23 protein-coding genes and 1 pseudogene are annotated in these 21,583 nt (G+C 58.2%); 7 read left to right on the forward strand and 17 right to left on the reverse strand.

Annotated features, from left to right (window positions below; all coding sequences use genetic code 11):
- The first annotated feature begins 95 nt into the window (after positions 1-95).
- The 3 genes from phnF to ATO10_RS15085 all read left to right on the forward strand — a co-directional run bounded on the left by phnF (position 96) and on the right by ATO10_RS15085 (position 3,416).
- Entirely contained in the window at positions 96-812 is a 717-nt protein-coding gene (gene phnF / locus ATO10_RS15075; protein ID WP_035253192.1) for a phosphonate metabolism transcriptional regulator PhnF, read from the forward strand.
- Between the two features lie 104 nt (positions 813-916).
- Positions 917-2,098 carry an alpha-D-ribose 1-methylphosphonate 5-triphosphate diphosphatase gene (locus ATO10_RS15080; protein ID WP_035253193.1) on the forward strand — a complete coding sequence of 394 codons (1,182 nt, stop codon included), beginning with the start codon at positions 917-919 and terminating at the stop codon, positions 2,096-2,098.
- Positions 2,099-2,201: 103 nt separating this feature from the next.
- The gene (locus ATO10_RS15085) at positions 2,202-3,416 is read left to right on the forward strand and encodes a glycerophosphodiester phosphodiesterase family protein (protein WP_035253194.1); all 1,215 of its coding nucleotides are present in this window, start codon (positions 2,202-2,204) and stop codon (positions 3,414-3,416) included.
- A gap of 229 nt (positions 3,417-3,645) precedes the next feature.
- On the opposite strand, the gene ATO10_RS15090 is transcribed toward ATO10_RS15085, so the two are convergent.
- The 5 genes from ATO10_RS15090 to phnC all read right to left on the reverse strand — a co-directional run bounded on the left by ATO10_RS15090 (position 3,646) and on the right by phnC (position 8,297).
- Complete coding sequence (locus tag ATO10_RS15090) at positions 3,646-4,263, reverse strand: LbetaH domain-containing protein (RefSeq protein WP_035253195.1); 618 nt, start codon at positions 4,261-4,263, stop codon at positions 3,646-3,648.
- Positions 4,264-4,280: 17 nt separating this feature from the next.
- Positions 4,281-5,600: a phosphonate ABC transporter, permease protein PhnE gene (gene phnE, locus ATO10_RS15095; RefSeq protein WP_035253196.1), complete on the reverse strand. Its 1,320-nt coding sequence runs from the start codon at positions 5,598-5,600 to the stop codon at positions 4,281-4,283.
- The gene (gene phnE, locus ATO10_RS15100) at positions 5,597-6,469 is read right to left on the reverse strand and encodes a phosphonate ABC transporter, permease protein PhnE (RefSeq protein WP_035253197.1); all 873 of its coding nucleotides are present in this window, start codon (positions 6,467-6,469) and stop codon (positions 5,597-5,599) included. The genes phnE (ATO10_RS15095) and phnE (ATO10_RS15100) overlap by 4 nt, the downstream gene beginning before the upstream one ends.
- A gap of 63 nt (positions 6,470-6,532) precedes the next feature.
- Positions 6,533-7,435 (reverse strand): phosphonate ABC transporter substrate-binding protein, encoded by a 903-nt coding sequence (gene phnD, locus ATO10_RS15105; protein WP_035253198.1) that lies wholly within the window; start codon positions 7,433-7,435, stop codon positions 6,533-6,535.
- 64 nt (positions 7,436-7,499) lie between these two features.
- On the reverse strand, positions 7,500-8,297 hold the full coding sequence (gene phnC / locus ATO10_RS15110; protein WP_420313648.1) for a phosphonate ABC transporter ATP-binding protein: 798 nt from the start codon (positions 8,295-8,297) through the stop codon (positions 7,500-7,502).
- Between the two features lie 152 nt (positions 8,298-8,449).
- Here phnC and ATO10_RS15115 point away from each other — a divergent pair, with 152 nt between their 5' ends.
- On the forward strand, positions 8,450-8,950 hold the full coding sequence (locus tag ATO10_RS15115) for a flavin reductase family protein (RefSeq protein WP_051598180.1): 501 nt from the start codon (positions 8,450-8,452) through the stop codon (positions 8,948-8,950).
- 51 nt (positions 8,951-9,001) lie between these two features.
- On the opposite strand, the gene ATO10_RS15120 is transcribed toward ATO10_RS15115, so the two are convergent.
- The 12 genes and pseudogenes from ATO10_RS15120 to ATO10_RS15175 all read right to left on the reverse strand — a co-directional run bounded on the left by ATO10_RS15120 (position 9,002) and on the right by ATO10_RS15175 (position 19,223).
- On the reverse strand, positions 9,002-10,273 hold the full coding sequence (locus ATO10_RS15120; RefSeq protein ID WP_035253201.1) for an NAD(P)/FAD-dependent oxidoreductase: 1,272 nt from the start codon (positions 10,271-10,273) through the stop codon (positions 9,002-9,004).
- 26 nt (positions 10,274-10,299) lie between these two features.
- A complete protein-coding gene (locus ATO10_RS15125; protein ID WP_051598181.1) occupies positions 10,300-11,007 on the reverse strand; it encodes a c-type cytochrome in 708 nt (235 codons plus the stop codon).
- A 71-nt stretch (positions 11,008-11,078) separates the two neighbouring features.
- Positions 11,079-11,657 carry a thioredoxin family protein gene (locus ATO10_RS15130; protein WP_051598182.1) on the reverse strand — a complete coding sequence of 193 codons (579 nt, stop codon included), beginning with the start codon at positions 11,655-11,657 and terminating at the stop codon, positions 11,079-11,081.
- 90 nt (positions 11,658-11,747) lie between these two features.
- A pseudogene (locus ATO10_RS15135) lies at positions 11,748-12,380 on the reverse strand (c-type cytochrome); the annotation flags it as partial.
- Complete coding sequence (gene soxC / locus ATO10_RS15140) at positions 12,364-13,641, reverse strand: sulfite dehydrogenase (protein WP_035253203.1); 1,278 nt, start codon at positions 13,639-13,641, stop codon at positions 12,364-12,366. The gene soxC and the pseudogene ATO10_RS15135, both read right to left, overlap by 17 nt.
- Before the next feature lie 64 nt (positions 13,642-13,705).
- On the reverse strand, positions 13,706-15,397 hold the full coding sequence (gene soxB, locus ATO10_RS15145; RefSeq protein WP_035253205.1) for a thiosulfohydrolase SoxB: 1,692 nt from the start codon (positions 15,395-15,397) through the stop codon (positions 13,706-13,708).
- A gap of 126 nt (positions 15,398-15,523) precedes the next feature.
- Positions 15,524-16,339 carry a sulfur oxidation c-type cytochrome SoxA gene (soxA, locus tag ATO10_RS15150; RefSeq protein WP_238323523.1) on the reverse strand — a complete coding sequence of 272 codons (816 nt, stop codon included), beginning with the start codon at positions 16,337-16,339 and terminating at the stop codon, positions 15,524-15,526.
- 74 nt (positions 16,340-16,413) lie between these two features.
- The gene (gene soxZ, locus ATO10_RS15155; protein WP_035253208.1) at positions 16,414-16,743 is read right to left on the reverse strand and encodes a thiosulfate oxidation carrier complex protein SoxZ; all 330 of its coding nucleotides are present in this window, start codon (positions 16,741-16,743) and stop codon (positions 16,414-16,416) included.
- An 18-nt stretch (positions 16,744-16,761) separates the two neighbouring features.
- The gene (gene soxY, locus ATO10_RS15160) at positions 16,762-17,178 is read right to left on the reverse strand and encodes a thiosulfate oxidation carrier protein SoxY (RefSeq protein ID WP_035253210.1); all 417 of its coding nucleotides are present in this window, start codon (positions 17,176-17,178) and stop codon (positions 16,762-16,764) included.
- Between the two features lie 34 nt (positions 17,179-17,212).
- Complete coding sequence (gene soxX / locus ATO10_RS15165; protein WP_035253212.1) at positions 17,213-17,695, reverse strand: sulfur oxidation c-type cytochrome SoxX; 483 nt, start codon at positions 17,693-17,695, stop codon at positions 17,213-17,215.
- A gap of 203 nt (positions 17,696-17,898) precedes the next feature.
- The gene (locus ATO10_RS15170) at positions 17,899-18,462 is read right to left on the reverse strand and encodes a thioredoxin family protein (RefSeq protein ID WP_035253213.1); all 564 of its coding nucleotides are present in this window, start codon (positions 18,460-18,462) and stop codon (positions 17,899-17,901) included.
- A 23-nt stretch (positions 18,463-18,485) separates the two neighbouring features.
- Complete coding sequence (locus tag ATO10_RS15175) at positions 18,486-19,223, reverse strand: cytochrome c biogenesis CcdA family protein (RefSeq protein WP_035253215.1); 738 nt, start codon at positions 19,221-19,223, stop codon at positions 18,486-18,488.
- 65 nt (positions 19,224-19,288) lie between these two features.
- On the opposite strand from ATO10_RS15175, the gene ATO10_RS15180 reads away from it, so the two are divergent.
- The 3 genes from ATO10_RS15180 (at position 19,289) to ATO10_RS15190 (ending at position 21,319) form a co-directional block, all read left to right on the forward strand.
- On the forward strand, positions 19,289-19,696 hold the full coding sequence (locus ATO10_RS15180) for a thioredoxin domain-containing protein (RefSeq protein WP_035253217.1): 408 nt from the start codon (positions 19,289-19,291) through the stop codon (positions 19,694-19,696).
- A 246-nt stretch (positions 19,697-19,942) separates the two neighbouring features.
- Positions 19,943-20,227 carry an ArsR/SmtB family transcription factor gene (locus ATO10_RS15185; RefSeq protein WP_238323524.1) on the forward strand — a complete coding sequence of 95 codons (285 nt, stop codon included), beginning with the start codon at positions 19,943-19,945 and terminating at the stop codon, positions 20,225-20,227.
- 45 nt (positions 20,228-20,272) lie between these two features.
- A complete protein-coding gene (locus tag ATO10_RS15190; RefSeq protein ID WP_035253218.1) occupies positions 20,273-21,319 on the forward strand; it encodes a YeeE/YedE family protein in 1,047 nt (348 codons plus the stop codon).
- Positions 21,320-21,583: the final 264 nt, after the last annotated feature.

A 21,583-nucleotide genomic window follows, 5' to 3' on the forward strand; every position in this document is an offset into this window, starting at 1 on the left:
TGCTGATTTGTCTACTTCCCTATACAACTAGACAAATTATTACGGACCACGCCCGAGTCGCACAAGCGAAGAGGTGTGAAATTTTGGTGACAGTCATGGCGCGCACTCCGATTTGGAAAACCATTCAAACGACGCTGACCAACGAAATCGCTGATGGCCATTATCGCCCCGGGGACAAGCTGCCGACCGAGGCGGCGCTTTCAACCCGGTTTGGCGTGAATCGCCATACCGTACGTCGTGCGCTGGCGGAAATGTCTGATCAGGGGGTGACACATGCGCGCCGGGGCGCAGGCGTATTCGTGGCGGCCCGCCCCACTGACTACCCCATTGGCAGGCGGGTACGGTTTCACCAGAATCTGCGCGCCGCCGGGCAATCACCCCAACGGCGTATCTTGCGTCTGGAAACCCGCGTTGCTGATGCCCGTGAGTGTGAGGAACTTAACCTTAATACCGGATCACAAGTACATGTTTATGAAGGTGTTTCCATTTCTGACGGGGTGCCAATTGTGTTGGCGCGCAGCGTGTTCCCGGCTGATCGTTTACCCGATCTACCTACGCAATTGCGGCGCACCAAATCCGTCACCCGCGCATTAAAAGCCTGCGGCGTGACAGACTATACCCGTGCGACAACCCGTCTGACCGCAATACTGGCTGACAGCACCCATGCGCTCCATCTTCAGATCCAAGAAGGCGCGCCGATCTTGCGCAGTGTCTCGGTCAATATTGATGCCCAAGGGACCCCGATCGAGTTTGGCCACAGCTGGTTCGCCGGGGACCGTATCACGCTGGTTGTCACGCCAGAGGACGCATAAGCGCTGGATTCTGCGCTATTCTGCCCTGATTTTTCGACCGCCTGTCACACACCCGATACAGAGTCGGCGTACATCCTGAGGTAATCTAAAGACGAGCAGTCGAAATGTCTGAACTCCTACCTCCTTTGCGTTTCACCGGCGCAACGATCCTTCGTGACGGCGCCTTGCAGCGTCGGTCTTTGGCGGTTGCCGATGGCCGGATCACCAAAGGCCCCCTGCCCGAGGTGGATATGACAGGCTATCTGATCCTGCCCGGGATCATCGACCTGCATGGCGACGCGTTTGAACGCCATGTCGCGCCACGCCCCACTGCCCCGTTTGATTCCCAAATCGGCTTGCGCGCCACGGATCGGGATGCCGCCGCCAATGGTGTGACGACCGCCTGGCTGGCGCAAAGCTGGTCCTGGGAAGGCGGGCGACGTAGCCCCGAAAGCGCCGAAGCGATGCTGGAGTCCGTTGACCAGTACCGACGTCACGCACTAACCGATCTGCGTGTTCAGCTGCGCTGCGAGACCCATCTGGTTGAAACCGCCCCGCAGATGCTGTCGGCGATCCGACGGCACAATGTGGATTACGTGATGTTCAACAACCATCTGGAAGAGGCCTTGGAATCTGCCCGGACCCGCCCGGAAAACCTGCACCACTGGGCCAAGAACGCCGGAATGATGCCCGAGGCCTTTTTGGCCAAAGTCCGCACCATGCTGGCGCGCGACAAAGAGGTGCCCCGTCACCTGTGTACATTGGCCGATGCCTTTGACGATCTGGGCGTTATCTATGGCTCGCACGACGACCCCGACGGCGAAACCCGCGAGAATTATTCGATGATCGGAGCCCGAATTGCCGAGTTTCCGACATCGCGCCGTGCGGCTGCGGCGGCACGTGCCATTGGCGACCCGGTCTTGATGGGCGCGCCAAACGTTGTGCGGGGCGGCTCGCAATCGGGCAATGTCTCGGCAATGGACCTGATCCAACAGGGGCTGTGTGACGCACTGGTTTCGGATTACTACTACCCTGCCCTGCCCGCTGCGGCCTGGGCCTTGGTGGATGCGGGTGTAAAATCCCTGCCCGAAGCCTGGGCGATGATTTCCACGAAACCGGCCGAGATCCTCCGCCTGCCGGACCGCGGTGTTCTGGATATCGGCAAGCGCGCCGACATGTGCTTGATCAACGAGGCCACACGCCAAGTGGAAATGACCATTGCGGGTGGCAAGCTCAGCTATGTTTCTGGCGGGGCGGCGCACCGGTTTGCCGGGCGTGGATCGGCCATGGATATGGCCGCCGAATAGGCGTCATTAAAGCATCATTTCAATGTCACCAATGGGTTAACCGACTGTCATGGGTCTGCGCGATCCTGTTTGGGTTACGACAACCCCTGACAAAGGAATTCCCATGTCTTTGAAAACCACCAGCCTGCTGGCTGTTGCCGCCATGATGGGCGCGACCGCAGTTGCCGCAGATGTCATCGAGCTGGGCCCCCGCCCCTATTACCTGATTGACCGCATGGAAGACGGCGCCCTGAAGGACAAGCTGCTGTCCTGTTCTGAGGGCCCGTTTGAACGCACCTTGTTTTCCATCGGCCACCGTGGCGCGCCGCTGATGTTCCCCGAACACACGGTTGAATCCAACGTTGCTGCGGCGCGCATGGGCGCAGGCATTCTGGAATGCGACGTGACCTTTACCAAGGACAAAGAGCTGGTCTGCCGTCACGCCCAAAACGACCTGCACACCACCACCGACATTCTGGCCACCGATCTGGCCGACAAGTGCACTCAGGGCTTTGTGCCCGCCGCCGGTGACGACAAAGCCAAGGCCGAGTGCCGCACCTCAGACATCACTTTGGCTGAATACCGGACCCTGACCGGCAAGATGGACGCGGCTGACGCCTCGGCCACCACCGTCGAAGGTTACATGGACGGCACCGCCAACTGGCGCACCGATCTGTACTCGGTTCAGGGCGGCACCGTGATGACCCATGCCGAGTCTATCGCGCTCTTTAAATCGCTGGGCGCTAAGTTCACTCCTGAACTGAAGTCGCCCGCGGTCGAGATGCCGTTCGAGGGCTTCACCCAGGAAATGTACGCCCAAAAGATGATCGACGAATACAAGGCCGCCGGAATCCCGGCCTCGGACGTTTGGGCGCAGTCGTTCAACCTGGATGACGTGCTCTATTGGATCAAGGCCGAGCCAGAGTTCGGCAAGCAGGCCGTGTTCCTGGATGGGCGGTATGATGTTGAAAGTTTTGATGCAAACAATCCTGAAACCTTTAAACCTTCCATGAAAGAACTGGCCGATATGGGCGTAAACTACATCGCCCCGCCGATGTGGATGCTGGTGACATTGGAAAACGGTGAGATCGTCCCTTCCGAATATGCCAAGAAAGCCAAAGAGGCTGGTCTGAAGCTGATCACCTGGACACTAGAGCGTTCTGGCCCGCTGACCACCGGTGGCGGCTGGTACTTCCAGTCTATCAAGGACGCCACCACTTCGGACGCGGTTTATTTCGAGCTGCTGGACGTTCTGGCGCAGGATGTCCAGATCGAAGGGATCTTCAGCGACTGGCCCGCGACTGTGACCTATTATGCCAGTTGCATGGGCCTGAAGTAACAAACTCTGCTCATTAATCAGGCAGGGGCGGCTTTCGGGCCGCCCTTTTCCGCCCGCCACATTGCCGCGGCGCAGCAAAACTGTCTTACTAAGGTTGTCTGATCGTCATATGGCGATGGCATAAGAACTGAGGTTTCTCAGTCCCGATTATCCGGGTGGAACCAACCAAAATGACTTTCCCTTTGTTCCGGAGGCGGCCTTATGGCCGCCTTCAATTTTTGGAACTGGGTCAGCCACCGTATTTTTCTAAAAAGGCTTCGATTGGCAGGCTGCGGAAGTCTGTCAACGCTGCACGCAGCGCGTCATGCGGCCAATCCCACCACGCCAGCGCCATGATCCGTTCTGCAACTGGGGCTGAGAACCGCTCACGCAACGGAGTCGCTGGCACGCCAGCTACGATCATGTAGGGGGCCACATCTTTGGTCACCACGGCCCCGGCGGCGACCACAGCACCGTGGCCGATGCTCACCTCAGGCCGGATCACCGCGCCATGGCCGATCCAGGTGTCATGGCCGATCACTGCGCGGCGCGATTTGCGATGGGCAAAGAAATCCGGGTCGTGTTCGGCATCATCCCAGTAATCGGCCGAACGATACAGGAAATGGTGCAATGACGCCCGGTGCATCGGGTGATCGGTCGGGCCGATCCGGGTGAAGCTGGCGATATTGGCGAATTTGCCAATGGTGGTGTTGGCCACATCAGCGTAGCGGTCACAGTATGAATAGTCGCCAAATTCCGAATACGCGACGCGACTGCCCTGCCCTACCTCGGTATAGGCCCCAAACTGGCTTTCGGTGATTTCGCACTCAGGATGGATGAAGGGCGTATCGGCATTCAACTTGGGCATTCGAGCCTCCTTCAATCTCAGTGACCGCTTTCATCACCAGCGATCAATCGGCGGCGTATCAGGCCGGAAAGCCAGTCCATCAGCATCACCATGCCGATGATGAGCACGATGTAATAGGACACCTCCTCCCAGTCTTTCTGGGTGATCATCGCCTGCGTCAGCAACAGGCCGATCCCACCGCCGGTGATGGCGCCGATGATGGTTGCCGAACGGGTGTTGGATTCCAGATAGTACAGAACCTGCGACAACAGCACCGGTGTGATCTGCGGAATCACGCCAAAGCGATACCGCTGCACCGGTTTGGCACCGGTGGACTGAATGCCTTCGATCTGTTTTTCATCCACGTTTTCCAACGCTTCCGAGAACATTTTACCAAAGCTGCCAGTGTCGGTGATCAGGATCGCCAGCGCGCCAGTCATCGGGCCGGGGCCAAAAGCGCGCGACAGGACAATGGTCCAGATCAGCCCGTCCACCCCGCGCACAAAGTCAAACACCCGGCGAAAGCCAAAGCGCACGGCGCTGAAAGGGGCAAAGTTCTTGGCGGCCATAAAGGCCAGCGGCAGCGCCACGATGGCCGCGCCCATGGTGCCCAGAAACGCCATCAAGACGGTTTCGAACATCGCCCAGGCGACCTCTCCATGGCGCCACATCGGGTTGTGCCAAAAGTCGTGGGCGGCCCCCGCAACGTTGCTGCGCGCGGGGTCTATCCGGTCACCAAACAAGATCTGGCCCGCCCCCGCGCCATGATAGGGGCTGTTAAGCGTAAAGAAGAACAACTCCCACCCCGAAGAATACCGAAACACCTCGGCCCGGTTGCGGGTGATGGTCAGGCGCGCGCCGGGGGTCGTGACCGTCAAACGGTTCTTGGAGGCGTTGATCCAGTCGGGCAGCGCGCCTTCGGGGAAGGTGGCATTCACCCCCTTGGCCCGCGACGGGGTCGAGGTGATCAGACCGTAGCCGGGAATATCCAGCGTGATCGACTGCGCGTCATAGGTGGCAATCTTGCCATCGCCCAGATCAATCACCGTCTCTTCGCCGCTTTGCGACACCCATTCGGGCATCTCGCCCTCGGGGTATGCGCCTTTGCGTTCGCCCTCAATCGCAAAGCTAACCTCGCCCGAGCGGTTATCGCGGGTGACGTGGGTTTTATAGCTATAGCTATCGGCGACCAGAATGCGGGCGTTGTCCATGCGGGCACGCTCGGCCAGACCGATCAGATCAAAGGCGAAGAAGATATAGATGAAATAGGCCAGCACAACGGCAGGCAGGCCAAAGTTTAGCAGCCGTTTACGGGCAAAGAGCTGATCGCTTTGGAGTTTGATCGCGGCGGTTGTCATGCTTTGCCCCCATGGGTAAGGCGATTGCGATAGTGGCTGGACAGTTGGTCAAAAAACACGATTGCGCCAAACAGCAGAATGAAAATCGCGGCGGCCTCGTCAAACTTGCCAAGGCCCCAGGACATGGCATTTTTCAGCTCGTAGCCAATGCCGCCTGCACCCACGAAGCCCAGAATGGCCGAGGCGCGGATGTTGATCTCAAATCGTAGCAGCCCGTAAGACAGATAGTTCGGCAGTACCTGCGGGATCACGCCCAGCATCATGCGTTGCGACCATGTCGCGCCCACCGATTGCAAGCCTTCGACAGGCTTCAGGGAGGCGTTCTCGTTCACCTCGGAAAACAGTTTGCCAAGCGCGCCAGCGGTGTGAAACGCAATCGCGATCATCGCGGGCACCGGGCCACCGCCCAGAATAAAGATCAGCACCAGCGCGATCACGATCTCGGGCATCGCGCGCATCACATCCATGATGCGGCGGAAAACAGGGATCAAGCGCGGGAAGCGGGCCATGCCGCGGGTCGACAAGAGCGACAGAACAATCCCGCCAAGCGCGCCAACCATGGTGGACACCGCCGCGATGTTGATCGTTTCAATCAAGGACGGAAAATAGGTCAGCAGATGGCTGGGCATATCGGCGCGGCTTTCCCACGCCTCGGACACGACTTGCGCGGGGAAATCAAAGATGCGGTGCAGGCCATCCCAGAACCCACCGGCATTGCGGCTGTCGGCCAGCAGGAAACCCGACACCATCAGCAAGGCGAAAATGCTGATCGTGATGCCACCATACAGGCGTTTGCGGCGGGTCATGTCCATGTAATGCGCGCGGATATCAGGGGTCTGCGCCCCTTGCGCGGCCGTCAGATCAGCCATTTGGGATGTCCTTGAAAAAAGTGGCGGGCCCCGAAATGGGACCCGCCGGATCAAAGCGAACGCTTAGTTCGATTTGGCTTTACGTGCCTCGATGATCGAGATGTAGGCGTCGTGGGTGATCGGATCAAAACCCAGCGATTCACCGGCGGCGATGTTGTAGGCGCAGTCTTTGTCGGCCTCATACATGCCGTCGATCATGGCGGTCATTTTCTCTTTGACGTCTGCGGGCAGGGCTTTGCGCAGAACAATCGGGCCTTCGGGGATCGGAGCCGAGCGCCAGATTTCAACCAGGTCGTTCATGTCAACCAGGCCAGCGTCCACAGCCTTGCGCAGCGCGCCCGAGTTGAAGCCGTCTTCCCATTCGCCCTGACCGTCGGCCCAGGTGACGCCGCCGTCAACGTCGCCGTTGTTTACAGCAACGATGGTCTGCTCGTGACCGCCGGTGAATTTAACTTCGCCGAAGTAGTCACCCGACTCCATGGTGGCGCCGGTCTGCTGGGGGATTTCGATCGAGGGGATCAGGTAGCCCGAAGTCGAGTTCGGGTCGCCAAAGCCAAAAACTTTGCCCTTCATGTCGTCCAGCGAAGCGATGCCAGCGTCTTTGCGGGCAAAGCCAATCGAGTGGTAACCGTAGGAGCCATCCAGGTTGATCTTAACCAGAACCGGCTCAACAGCTTCCGGATCTTCCAGGAAGGTTTTGGCATAGCCCGAAGCGCCCAGCCAAGCATAGTCGATGGTGCCGCCCAGCAGGCCTTGGATCACGCCGTTGTAGTCAGCGGGAGCGAAGATTTTTACCGGAACGCCCAGGGCTTCTTCGGTGTGGTTCTTCAGGCACTCATGCGAGGTCAGACGGTCTTGGGCGTTTTCGCCGCCCAGGATGCCAATGCGGAATTCGGTAATGCCTTCAGCGTTGGCAGCGCCAGCCAGGGCGGTGGTTGCAGCCAGGGCAGCAATCAGTTTTTTCATCGGTTTCTCTCCAGGTTGATTGTGCCCCGGAGATCTGCCCCCGAGGCTGATGAAAACTCGGGTGTTAAGCAGGGACCGCGTCGAGGGTTTCGATCGCGGTGGATGTTGCGGCCTCGGAGAACGAGGCATCGGCGCCATAGATGTCGCGGGCGACACCGGTGGTCAGTTGTTCGGGCGTGCCGTCAAAGACGATCCGGCCGTCCCGCATACCGATCACGCGGTCGCAATAGCGCCGCGCGGTGTCCAGCGTGTGCAGGTTGGCGATGACCATGCGACCGTCTTCTTCGTGAATGCGGCGCAGGGCATCCATCACCACTTGGGCGTTCATCGGGTCAAGGCTGGCGATAGGTTCGTCGGCCAGAATGATCTTGGGGTCTTGCATCAGGGCGCGCGCAATGGCGACGCGCTGCTGCTGCCCGCCCGACAGGGCCTCGGCCCGTTTGGGGGCCTGCTCGGCGATGCCCAGACGGTCCAGAATGTCGATGGCTTTATGGATGTCATCCTGCGGGAACAGGTTGAACATGGTGGCAAGGGTCGAGCGGCGGTTCAGCGTGCCATGCAGCACATTGCTGACCACATCCATGCGCGGCACCAGATTGAACTGCTGAAAGATCATCGCGCATTCGGCTTGCCAAGCGCGTTTGTCGCCGCCTTGCAGGGCCAGAATGTTGCGGCCTTCAAAGTTGATTTCGCCCGAAGTTGCATCGGTCAGGCGGTTCATCATCCGCAAGAACGTCGACTTCCCCGCACCCGAACGGCCAATAATCCCGATCATCGCCGGTCTATCGACGGTGAAACATGCGTTCTCGACGGCAGTGTTGCGCCCGAATGATTTCGTGACGCCTTCAACGGAAAGCAGCATAGGACCCCCAAATCTGTCTGGGGCTGGCTACAGGGCGTCCGCAAAGGCAATGTTTAACTTTTCTGAACTTTTCATGACAGGCACCAACGCGGTGGTCCCTTGCCCTTGCCGAATTAGATGCTATCAGACTGCAAACACTCAGGATGTGCCGTATGACCGATCATACCTTCCCCCCCGGCCCGCAGAACGAGCGCGCCTATCGCGATGCTTTGGGGCAGTTCGCTACCGGGGTGACGGTGATCACCGCCGCCGGACCCGATGGCCCGGTTGGCTTTACCGCAAACTCGTTTTCTTCGGTGTCGCTGGACCCGGCGTTGGTTTTGTGGTGCCCGGCCAAGAACGCCCATCGCTTCGATATCTTTGCCAACGCGCCGCATTTTGCCATTCATGTCCTGCGTGAAGATCAGGCCGATCTGTCCCAGCATTTTGCCATGAATGGGGATGATTTCGGGCCGGTGGACTGGCAGGCGGATGAACACGGGGTGCCTTTGTTCGATACCTGTGCGGCGCGCTTTAACTGCCGCTTGGCTGACAGCCATGATGCGGGCGACCATGTTATCGTGGTTGGGCAAGTCGAAGACGTCTATCTGACCGGCGCCGCGCCGCTGGTCTTTGCCCGGGGTGGCTATGGTCATTTCACGCCGCAAAACTAAAAAGCCGCCCCTTTTTTTAAGGGACGGCTTTGTCACTGGTTACGGGGTAAATCAGCCAAACATGTCGGACGTGATACCTGCGTACCAGCCCACGCTTTCCTCATAGGTTTGCGCGCGCAGTTCCGCACTTTCGCCGGTTGCGCTGATGAACCCGTCAACCTTGGCGATCTTTTCGTCGGTGGCCTGATAGGATGCGCCCACCTTGATGCCATCTTCGGTTTCAATCAGCGACCAGCAGGTGTTTGAGAACTTAGCCGGGAACACTTTGGATCCGGTCAGCGCCCCACGTACCGCCATTGCAGCAACCTTAGCCTGAGAGTTGGCCGAGAAACCCGACTTGGGCATATCGCCCTGATTGGTGGCATCGCCCAAAACGTGGATATTCGGGTCAACCCGCGATTCCATCGTGTGGCCCGATACCGGCGCCCAGTTGCCCTCGGTAATGCCGGCCAGTTCACAGATACGGCCCGCTTTCATCGCTGGAATGACGTTACAGGCGTCGACCTTGGTGACTTCGCCGTCGATGGTGACTTCCATCGAATCCGCGTTAACCGACACATCGCCCCCGCCGAAGTCCGGCCCGATCCAGTCGATCATACCATCATAATGGTTGGCCCAGCCTTCCTGGAACAGCGCCATCTTGGAAAACTTCGGTTTGGGGTCAGCCACGATGATCTTGGCCGTCGGGTTATTTTCCTTCAGATAGTGCGCCACCATCGAGACCCGCTCGTAGGGTCCCGGGGGGCAGCGATAGGGGTTGGGCGGGGCGACCATGGCAAAGGTCCCGCCCTGCGGCATGCTTTCGATCTGCGCCTTCAGAAGCTGGCTTTGGCTGCCGGCCTTATAGGCATGCGGCATGGCGTTCTGGCTGGTTACGTCCCAACCGGCCACGGCCCCATCGACAAAGTCGATACCCGGGCTCAGGATCAGCTTGTCATAGTTCAGTACCGATCCACCGGCCAAGGTCACTGTTTTGGCGTCACGATCCACGCCCACAGCCCAGTCATGCACAACGTTGATGCCGTACTCTGCCGCCAGCTTGCCATAGGTGTGACCGATGGATTCAATGCTGCGGAACCCGCCGATATAGAGGTTAGAGAAGAAGCAGGTGTAGTAGGTGCGGGTGGGTTCCACCAGCGTTACATCAACCTCGCCCTTGCTATCCTTGGCGATATAACGCGCGGCTGTGGCGCCGCCCGCGCCGCCGCCCACAATCACCACTTTGGGTTTGCCGTGGCCCGCGCCCCAAGTGCGCGACGCGCCCAGCGATGCGGCCGAGGCCACAGCGGCTGTGCGCAGGAAATGGCGTCTGTTCAAAGTCATGTTAATCTCCTCCCTGATTGTCTTCGTTATTCGTAGGTAAGCGAGCCAAAATAGGCCGCCAGCGCCGCGATTTCCTCGTTGCTGAGGCGCGACGCCATCATCTGCATGACCGGATGCGGCCGCAGTTTGTTCTTGTAGTGATGCATGGCCAGCACGAAGTCTTCTTCGGGCCATTCGATAATCGCCGGGATGCCGTCATAGTCGCCGGTGGTCTGGTGACAGGTGGTGCATTCTGAAGACAGGTACTCGCCATATTCAGGATCACCGACCAGTGCCAGAATATCTGCGGGTACCTCCCACGGGTCGGCCAGTGCTGTCGGCTCAGCCTCGGGGATGTCTGCCGGATTGTCCGAAAAGCTGCGCATATAGGCCAACAGATCGGCACGATCCTGCGCGTCTTTGATCCCGCCAAAGTTCATATTGGTGCCGGTGACCAGCGATTTGGGGTTATGGATGTAGACCTCGAGGGTCTCTAACGTCCAGGTCAGACCGTCACTGCCTGCCCGGTCCATGGACGCCGAGTAGGCAAACCCGTCGACCGAGGCAGCCCGGCGCCCGTAAATCCCGTTCAGGTTGGGACCAACGTTGTTGTGCGCGCCCGGCCCAACCTCGTGACACGCGGCACATTCTTTCCAAACCTCAGCCCCATGTTCCGGGTCACCAATGTCAGATGCTTGGGCAGCGCCTCCCAACAGAACAGTCGCTGCGCAAGAATAAATCGTATATCTGTTCATAATTGAATTTATGCACATTAAGCGTGCGTCGATCAACAATATATGAATATTTTTAGTGCTAAATCTGAACGCTACCAGACGTCGGGATCAATGCCTTTCGCACGCAAATCGGCGAACTTGTCTTGCAGGAACCGTTGAAACGGTTGATTACTGTAACTTTCACTTACAACATATTCTAATGATGACAGAAAATGGAATGGCTTAAAGTATCCAGGCAGCCGGAATAGCTCCTTCGCCACCCCGTTTTCATCGCGTCCAAAGATCACCGTCGAGGGCGTAAAGTTCACTGCCCACTTGGCAGCAAGGTTGCGCTCCTCCAGGGCGGCGCCATCAAAGTCCAAAACTTCGCGTGCGCCCCATAGATCAAGTTGGATGACATCAAAGTTCGACGTCAGATAGTCGACGATTTCGACGCGCTCAAAGTTAACTTCATGCAGCTCGCGGCAATAGGGGCACCCGGCCTGTTCAAACAGTACCATCAGATACCGGCCTTCGTCCTGCGCGGTGGTCAGATCGTCGTCCAATTCAAGAAAACTGTCGGTGAACCAAGGCTGTTTGTGTAGCCCATCATCACCCAGTTCAGCCGTCCAACTGACGCGCGGAAACGCCAGTGCGCCCGCCGCCAATATCGCAGTGCGTCGTGTAATCATGATGTCCTCCCTGCCCCATGATAACACAGTCAAACGAAAACGGGCGGCCCGCGATGGACCGCCCGTTCTGATCAGATGTGGTTGGCGTTATTCCGTGTCCGGGGTCACGTCCAGAACCATGGCACGCATGGTGATTTCGACGCTGTCTTTGCAGTTTTCCATGCAGGGACTGTCGTTCCAGAAATGGGCCTCAGCGGTTTCACGGTCATCAATGATGAAGCCACCGGCGTTGGGCATTTCGACCTCAAGGAAGTTTTCGTTCGACAGAACGAAATCGTCATCCACCATGTCGTTGGAATAGAGGATATAGGCCACAATGGCATAGACATCATCCGGCTCAAGGCTTTGGGCATAGCCAAACGGCATGGACCGGTTCACATAGTCCCAAGTGGTCGACAGGTACGGCCAGTACGAGCCAACGGTTTTCAGCGGGTCTTCGTGGTCCAGCGTGTCGGCACCACCGGCCAGTTTTGGCCAGTTGTCGACGCCTTCGGCAAAGTCACCATGGCAATAGGCGCAGGCTTCGGCAAAGACTTCTTCGCCATATTCAACCGAGCCAGAGCCCGCCGGCAAGCCGGTGCCATCGGGCGCGACGTCCACATCCCATGCTGCGACTTCTTCAGGCAGAGCTTCGCGGCCAAGGCCGTATTCACCCGCCACGACCGGGGCTGTGATCAGGGTTGCGGCGATGGTGCCTGCAATCAGATTACGATACTTCGACATTCTCTGCCTCCCCGCTTTCCTTGACCCACCAGGTCTGAATGCAGTTGTTGTGGTAAATCGAGTTCAGACCGCGCACATCGCGCAACTGCGCTTTGGTCGGCTGCACATAGCCGGTGCTGTCTTTCGCCCGCGATTGCAGCAGCATTTCAGAACCATCCCAGTTGATATCCAGGTAGAAGCGGGTCAGCGCTTTATCGTCGCCGGGCTGTGCCAGACGGGCCTCTTGCCAGTTTTTGCCACCGTCAATGGACACATCCACCCCGGTGATCGACCCGCGCCCCGACCATGCAAGGCCGGTGATCACCAACGGACCCGCGCCATGCGGAATGGGCGATTGCGGGCTGGGCGAGGTGACAACCGATTTGGCGTCCATTTCCCAGGTCCACTTGCGGCTGGTGCCGTCTTCCAGCGTATCGGTGTACTTGGAGGTTTCTTCACGGCTTTCAATGGCTTGGTTGGTGACTTCAATGCGGCGCAACCACTTGACCCACATGTTGCCTTCCCAGCCGGGCACAACCAGACGCACCGGATAGCCATGCTCCATCCGCAGGGCTTCGCCGTTGGCTTTGAACGCCACCAGAACGTCGTCCAGTGCCTTTTCCATCGGAATCGAACGGCCATTCGACGAGGCATCGGCCCCTTCCACATAAACCCATTTGTCTTTCAGGTCGCCTGCGGCGCCCAGACCGGCCTCTTCCAGCAGGGTACGCAGGCTAACGCCCGAATATTCCATGTTGTGGATCATGCCGTGGGTGAACTGTGCACCGTTCAGCTGCGCGCCGGCCCATTCCATGCCGGTGTTCGCCGCGCATTCGCAGAAGTAGACTTTGTTGGTGCGCGGGAAACGCTCCAGATCTTCGTAGGTAAAGATCAGCGGTTTATCGACCAGCCCGTTGATCATCAGGCGGTAGTCTTCTTTGCGCAGCTCAATCGCGCCCGAATGGTGGCGTTCAAACGCACAGCCCTGCGGGGTGATCGTGCCGTCCAGCGCGTGGATCGGGGTGAAGTTGATCGAGCTGATGGTGTCCGCCGTCAGCCATTCAACATTGCGGCGCACCACGTCGGATTCATATTCGATCGGCATGCCATAGGGCGTGGCATCGACGCCGTCGCCGGTATAGCTGGCCCAGTCCTGAACTTCGGTGATCAGCGGATCGGGTTCACCCGCCTGGGCCGCCCCTGCGGCAGCCGCGCCACCGGCGGCAATTCCGGCTTTGATAAAGCCGCGACGGGTGGTCGTCGGGTCTGACTTGTCTGTCATGTGGCAACCTCCTGTTAGAGTGTTGAAATCTGTGCGCTCGCGCAACGCGGTTAAGAAGGGGCGCCTAGGCCCCGGTGACTTTGACCGATTTGTTCGGATCGATGCTGATCGTGCCCTGGCGCTTGATGTAACTTTCCACGACATCCCAGATCGGCGGTCCTTCGGTGCCTTCGTTGACCGAAGCCCAACCCGAAACGACATAGGATTTCGCGGGATCAATCGCCTCGCCGGTTTTTAGCAACGTCATGTTGGTGATGCGGCTGCCCTGCGGCTTGGACACGTCAATGTGGTAGCCCATACCGCCAACGCGCACCATGTCACCGCCCTGCTGGTAATAAGGGTCGGGGTTGAACAGGTTGTCAGCCACGTCTTCCAGAATGACGTGCAGGGTTTCACCGGTCATTTCAGAACGATAGGCATTCGGATAGGACATCGAGGTGGCGTTGAACACGTCCTCGCGGGTGATCTTATCACCCGGTGTCAGGCTCGGCCCCCAACGGAAACCCGGGGAAAGGGCGATGTCGGCCTCACGCTCGTCAATCAGGGCGTTGCAGATCAGATCATCCCAGGTGCCGTTAAAATTGCCACGGCGATACAAAAGGCTATCTGTCTGGCCCAGCACTTCGGACATTTCTGCTTCATAGGGCGCGCGCTCGGCGTCGATCACGGCGGCGACGTCTTTGTCGGCTTCGATCACATCCGAGAACACCGGGATCAGCTTATGGCGGAAGCCCAGAAGTTGACCGTTCTGCACATCCAGGTCCAGACGGGTCACGAACTTGCCGTTCGAGCCAGAGGCGATCAGCATGGTGTTGTTCACCATCACCGGCTCGGGCAAAGCGTCATGGGTGTGACCGGTCAGGACGACGTCGATGCCATCCACCTGACTGGCCATCTTGCGGTCTACATCAAAGCCGTTGTGCGACAGCACAACCACCAGATCGGCACCTGCGTCACGCACCTCGGCCACGACTTCGCGCATGCGTTCTTCACGCACGCCGAAGGACAAGCCCGGGAACATCCAGTTGGGGTTGGCAATGGGGAGGTACGGGAAGGCCTGACCGATCACGGCCACCTTGGCCCCGCCGCGCTCGAACATCTTATAGGGTTCATAAGCGGGTTCGTCCCACTCGTTGTCAAAGATGTTGGCGCCCAGAAAGGCAAAGGGCAGCTCGTCCACGATTTCATTGACGCGGTCATGGCCCAGCGTGAATTCCCAGTGCGAGGTCATCGCATCAGGTTTCAGCGCGTTCATGACATTGACCATGTCCTGCGCGTCGGTTTTGAAACAGGTGTACGAACCATGCCAGGTATCGCCCCCATCCAGCAGCAGCGCGTCAGGACGGTCTGAACGGATCGCGTTCAGGATCGTGGCGACGCGATCAAGGCCGCCCATTTTACCATAGCCTTTGGCCAGCGCACTGAAGTCCTGATAGGTCAGCGCATAAGCCTCGGGCGTGCCCGCAGTCATGTTGAACATCTTCAGGAAATCCGCCCCGGTCACATGCGGCGGCAGGCCGTTCACATCGCCGATCCCAAGGTTGATTTCAGGCTCGCGGAAGTAGATTGGCTTTAGCTGGCCGTGGATGTCGGTCACATGCACCAGCGTGATGTTTCCATAGGTATCAAAGCCCAGAAGGTCATCCTGAGTCAGCGTTTGCTGGGCAGCCAGTTTGGCCCAGTTGCCTACGCCTGAGGCTCCGACAATTGCCGAAGCCGCAACCGAGGCCTGCAAGAAATCACGCCGCGAAATCATGTCCGTCGTCTCTCCGTTCAAGATGCACCTGTCCTGCCCGGTGACATGAAGGCACCGGCAGACATGCGCGTGGTAAAGGAACTAACGAATACCCTGCGCGCGAAAACGGCGCGCAGGGCGGTGTTTTTAGTTACGCACCGATGGTCCTTCGACCGACAGCCCGTTGCCGCGCGAGGCCACATAAAGCTCTAGCGCAACGAAGTCTTCCGAACCCGGGCTGAACGTTTCAGCGCGGGTATCGCGAACACAGCCTTTGAAACGCGCGTGAACCGAGTTCAGCTTGGCGTTTTTCAGACGGTAGGTCGGGAACCCGTTGATCTGACCCTGACTAAGGTGGTCAGCACGGATCAGGTTGCCATAGTTGTCCTCGTGACAGTTCGCGCAGCTCAGTTCCAGCTGACCGGTGCGGGTGTAGTAGAGCTCTTTGCCCTGCTCCCACATCATTTCAGCCGGACCATCAATGGCCACGTTCACCGGCATTCCACGCGATTGCACGGAAATCAAAGCAACCATGTTGGTCATGCTGCCACTGGTGTATTTCCAAGGCTCGGCGTCCATTGCATTGGTGCGGCAGTCGTTGATCTGCATTTCAAGCGTGCGAACCTCCCCTGCGGATTCAACCCACTTTGGGTAAACCGCGCGCACGCCTTTCATGCCCTCTTCGACATCGCCGTGGCACGAAGCACAGGACTTGCCGTTCTTTCCCTCGACCTCGGCCCACCGTTCAGCGGCTTGATCCACAAAGATCATGCCCGGATTGTCGAAGTCGTCCATTTGCAAGGCTTGCGTTTCATCCGAACGGAAAACCCAACCCGAGTAGATCGTGGAAAGGTTTTCGACATGGGCTGGCGCATCCGTGCGCACAACCATTTCGATCTCCTCGTTCACGACCAGATTGGCCTCTTCGTCGGCCGAAGCACTGCCCGCCACAAGGGCCAGCATCGCAACGGTACTGCCTAGCGTTTTCAGCTGGGTACGTTTCATTCGTTTCCTCCCTGAATTGATGAAACCGTCGCTTAGCCGATCGCCACTGACTTAGCGGTGTCATAGACCGATCCGTCATCGTCGTACCAAGTGAACTTGAATTCACCGGCCTCGGGCACAGTGGCTTCGAATTCGACATACGGGTTGGTCGAGATCGCAGGTTCAAGCGTGACGCTGATCACGTTCTGACCGTTAAAGTCGCATGTGAAGCGATTGATGATCGAACGCGGGATCACGTTGCCTTCTTTGTCCTTACGCTGACCCGATTCCATCTTGTGGCTGATCAGGGTCTTGATGGTGATAGCTTCACCAGCAGATGCGGTTTTGGGGACTTTGACGCGGGGTTTTACACCAGATGCCATTGTTGTTTCTCCTGTAACTTAGCCGCCGCAGCCGCCGATGGTGACTTTCACGGTGTTGGACGCGCGGGCAAAGCTGCCGTCGGCCATTTTCGCAATTGCGACAACGTCCTGCGTGCCGGCCAGACGAATACGGGTCGAGGCCATCTGGGTCGCAGCCAGCGGGCCGAACTCAAATGTGCATACGCCCGGTGTCGGGTTGCCCGTGGCCAGAATCATGACCGCAGTCGCGCCGGGGGCGTCGACCGAAATCGGAACCGTGTTCCCGTTCTCTGCAATCTCGGGGGTGGTCAGGTCGATCCCTGCGTCGCCCATATCTGCACCGCCGGTGAAGGCTGCGATGGCATCGTCGACCGAGGCCAACGCGCTGATCGGCAATGCCGCGACAGCAGCGGCACCAGCGCCAAGCGCAATCGCGCTACGTCTCGTCAGTTCCATAGGTTTCTCCTTGCTCGTCAGAAATCCCGAAGGATTACTCTTCTTTCAGTGTCATCAGATAAGCGACCACATCCTCGATCTGCTGCGCTGTCAGAAGCGGCGGCAGGGGATCGGTTTTCGCGGCTTTGCCGGTATAAGCATCACCCGGGCGAATATATCCGGTGGTCTTATAGAAGGCGGGCATGATCGTGCCCTCGTAGGTCTTTTTGGCGTTGGCGACGATGCCACGAATTTCGGCTTCGTTCCAACGATCCGCAACCCCATCCAGCACCGGTCCGACTTCACCGTGAAACGGTACGTCTTCGACCAGCTCGGTGACGGCGTGACACGACACGCAGTTGCCTTCGCTTTTGGTGCTGAAAACTTTGCGGCCCATCTCCGCATCGCCGGGTGCACCCGACAAGGATACGGCAACCGCTCCAGCATCGTCATATACGACGTTCAGAGGCGCGACTTCCGCCGAGGCAAGGCCTACACCTGCCATCAATGATGCGGCGATCAGTATTGCACGTTTCATATGTAAAGACTCCTCCCAGTGTCCTTTTCCCTGTGCTATTTCTAGCGGACGTGTTCCATCGCATGCAATAACAAATATAGTTTTTTGCATATTTTTATTTGCGCGGAACGAAACATTGTATTCTCTTACTGCCGCTGGGCGGTATTAACTTCCTCAGAATGCCGCAGCGCAGAGATATTATTCCGCGCCCAAACACATTCCAATTACTTCATATTATCAGCGAGGTAGCGCGCAACATACTTCTGAAAGTGCTCGTCGCCTTCGTATCCGCGCTCCAGAACCCAGGACAGTAATGCCGCCGTTGTGCCTTTGCCAAAGGCCCCTGGCATGGTCACCGCTGCCCCCTGCCCTGCGTGGCCAGATGCGGGCGCTTCTTCGCCGATAAACATCATTGTCGGCGTAAACATGACACCCCAGCGCTGCGCCATTTTGCGTTCGCTCAGAGCCGTTCCGTCAAAATCCGTCACCTCGATATCACCAAACAGATTCATCTGAACGACATAATAATTTTCGCGGATCAGGGCTTCGATCTTGGGGTCGGGAAAGACCTTTTCGTGCATCTCTTTGCAATAGATACAGCCGCGTTGTTCCCAGATGATCAGCAGCCGCTTGCCCTCGGCCTTGGCGCTTTCCAGATCTTCGGCCATATCCATAAACGTGTCTTGCAGCCAGTCAGGTTTATGTAACCCGTCGTCACCCATCGGGGCAGCGGCCCAGACCGGCGCCGCAATGACCAACGCGGCCAGAAAAGTTTTGAACAGGTTCATCTTTGGCTCCTCCCTTAAAGTGTTTAGCCGATGGACGTGGCCCACGGCATGTGTCGGATCATGAAATCCGCGATGATCGAAACAGAGTTGGTGGCAATCAGCAGTCCGAACAGGATCAACATCCCGCCCATCACCTTCTCGACGTGACCCATGTATTTACGGTTGCGCTGCATCCAGTTCAGAAACGGACGCGCAAACAGCGCCGCCAGCACGAACGGAAAGGTCATGGCCAAGCCATAGACCGCCAACAAACCTGCCCCTTGCGCAATGTTCCCCATCCCGCTGGCCATCATCAGGATCGCCGCCAGCGCCGGCCCTACGCACGGGGTCCAGCCAAAGCCAAACGCCAGCCCCATCAGATAGGCCCCCAAAACTGAACTGGGTTCTGAACTGCTTTCAATCCGCGCTTCACGGTACAAAAACGGAATGCGCAGAATGCCCAGAAAATGAAGACCAAACAGGATCAGGATCGCCGCCGCCACATAGGATAACGGCTCCATATACTGGCGGAACGCCTGTCCCAGCGCCGTGGCCCCCATGCCCAGCAACATGAAAATCGACGTCACCCCCAAGGCAAAAGCGATGGCTGAAAACACCAACCGCCGCTGCGCTCCCGGCGCGATAGAGTTATCCCCGCGCAGCTCGGACATTGAAATTCCGGCCATATAGCAAAGGTAAAACGGCACCATTGGCAGGATGCAGGGTGACAGAAATGAAAGCAGCCCGGCAAGCGCGGCACCGCCGAAAGAAATGTCCAGCACCTTGGCCTCCCTTGCCGACATCGTCAAAACACATTACGTTGTATGCATATTTAGGGAAAGCAAAAATGGTAAAGCTTCGCTCATTGGTGCTGGGGATCGCCCTGGCAACAGGGTTCATGACCGCGCCCGCGCGCGCGGAACTACATCTGGTGATGTTCGAACAGGACGGCTGCCATTACTGCATCAAATGGGACAATGAGATCGGCCCGATCTACTCTAAAACGGCGGAAGGCCGCACCGCGCCTTTGAAAAAGGTGAACCTGCGCAAAGACTGGAAGTCCGAGATCACCCTGACCAAAGGCCGCCCGGCCTTCACCCCGACCTTTGTTCTGATACGCGATGGCGTGGAGCAAGCCCGGCTGGAAGGCTATCCCGGCGAGGACTTTTTCTGGGGGCTGATCGCCAAGATGATCGAAAAGGAACCCGAATGGCAGGCGCAGCTTGCTGAGAATGATTCGCAATCAGGCGGCTAAAGATCAAAGCTAACTGCTGATCAAATAGGCGTTTTACTGGAAAACAGGCGTGGAATCGCTATTACGGCACGAACGTGGTATGTCAGACGCTAGCAGAAACATATATGAAGGGCTGATTATGATCCGTCTCTCCCATCGCGGATCGCCCTTAGGAGAAAGATAATGGCCGAAGCAGTTCACCCTTACGACATGGATCTGGGCACGGAGACATCTCAGCCCGAATACGGATCCGTCGTGGCGCGTGACATGGTTACGCAGGCCGAAGCGGCATCGAGCTTTCTGAAAGCGCTGTCGCACGAAGGCCGCCTGATGATCCTGTGCCATCTGTCCACAGGCGAAAAGACCGTAACCGAACTTGAAAACCTGCTGTCCTCGCGTCAGGCAGCGGTCAGTCAGCAGCTGGCCCGTCTGCGCCTTGAAGGCTTGGTTTCGCACCGCCGTGAAGGCAAAGCGATCTATTATTCGCTGTCCGATGATCGGGCACGTCGCATGATCGCTCTGGTTTACGACATGTTCTGCAAGTCGGCCTAATTCAGGTCGCAAGGAAAGGCCACGACGGCCTTAGGGAGGAATAGCATGGACATGCTTCCGATTGGCGCCATCGCGGCGCTGATTGGTCTGGCGACAGGTGCCGTTTTGGGCCTGTCGGCACGGCTGGGTGATTTTTGCACGTTAGGCGCAATTGAAAGCGCTGTTTACGGCGAGGATCAGACCCGACTGCGCATGTGGGGTGTCGTTCTGGGCACCGCGATATTCGCCACCCATATACTGGCAGGTGCGGGCATGATTGACCTGCGCGCAACCCTGTATCACGACACCGCCTGGAATCCGATCGCCAGCGTGGCGGGCGGGTTGCTGTTTGGATACGGCATGGCCCTTGCTGGCAACTGCGGGTTTGGCGCTTTGGTGCGCTTTGGCGGCGGCGACATGCGGGCGTTGGTCGTTGTGGTGGTGATGGGGCTGTTTGGCTTCATTACGCTGGGCGGCCCCTTGGCCAATCTGCGTCAATTCCTGTTCCCGCAGTCACCGTCTGACTCCATGCAAAGCTTTGCGACCCTGGGAGAGAGGGTCTTGGGCCTTCCCGCCATCGCGGTGGCCGGGCTGATTTCAGCGGGACTGATCTATTGGGCTTTCAGCCACGAAGGTCTGCGGCGCTCGAGCCGTCATCAGGCCTGGGGTGTCGCTGCGGGCCTATCCGTGACCTTTGCCTTGTGGGGCACCACAACACTGAACAAAATCAGCTTTGGGGACATCCCGGTAGAGGGCCACAGCTTCACCGCGCCACTGGGGCGCACTTTGCTGTGGCTGATGACATCGTCATCAGGGGGGTTGAGCTTTGCCGTTGGCTCTGTGGCAGGTGTGCTTGGCGGCGCCTTTCTTGGCTCGGCCTTGCGGGGATTATTCCGCTGGGAGGCCTGCGAGGACCCGCGCGAACTGGGCCGTCAGGTCGGTGGCGCCGCGATGATGGGCATTGGCGGGGTCGTGGCGCTTGGCTGTTCGGTTGGTCAAGGGGTCACCGGATTTGCCACGCTGGCCTATTCTGCCCCGGTCACATTGGGTGCGATCTATATCGGCGCATTGTGGGGGCTGAAACGCCTGATTCTGGGCGCCCAACCAGACTAACGCCGCCCTGTTATCCACACATTATCCACATTGGCAAAGCCGGCCGCGCGGGCGTCTTTACGCGGTGCGGGTATTTCACCCCGATAAGTTGCATGACCCAAGGGAAGCCAAGCGCAAATCGCGTAAAACGCCCGCGCCGCGTCATTGCTAACCCTTGGTTTATTGGCGACTTTTTCAACAGGCGTTGAGAAAGTCTGCGCTGCCGGGGGGCAATCACTACTTAGTTTAATGTTACTTGGTGTGCCCCCTCGCACCTTACTTTGT

Origin of the sequence: Actibacterium atlanticum, from assembly GCF_000671395.1 — a bacterium.
Classification (GTDB): Bacteria; Pseudomonadota; Alphaproteobacteria; order Rhodobacterales; family Rhodobacteraceae; genus Actibacterium_D; species Actibacterium_D atlanticum.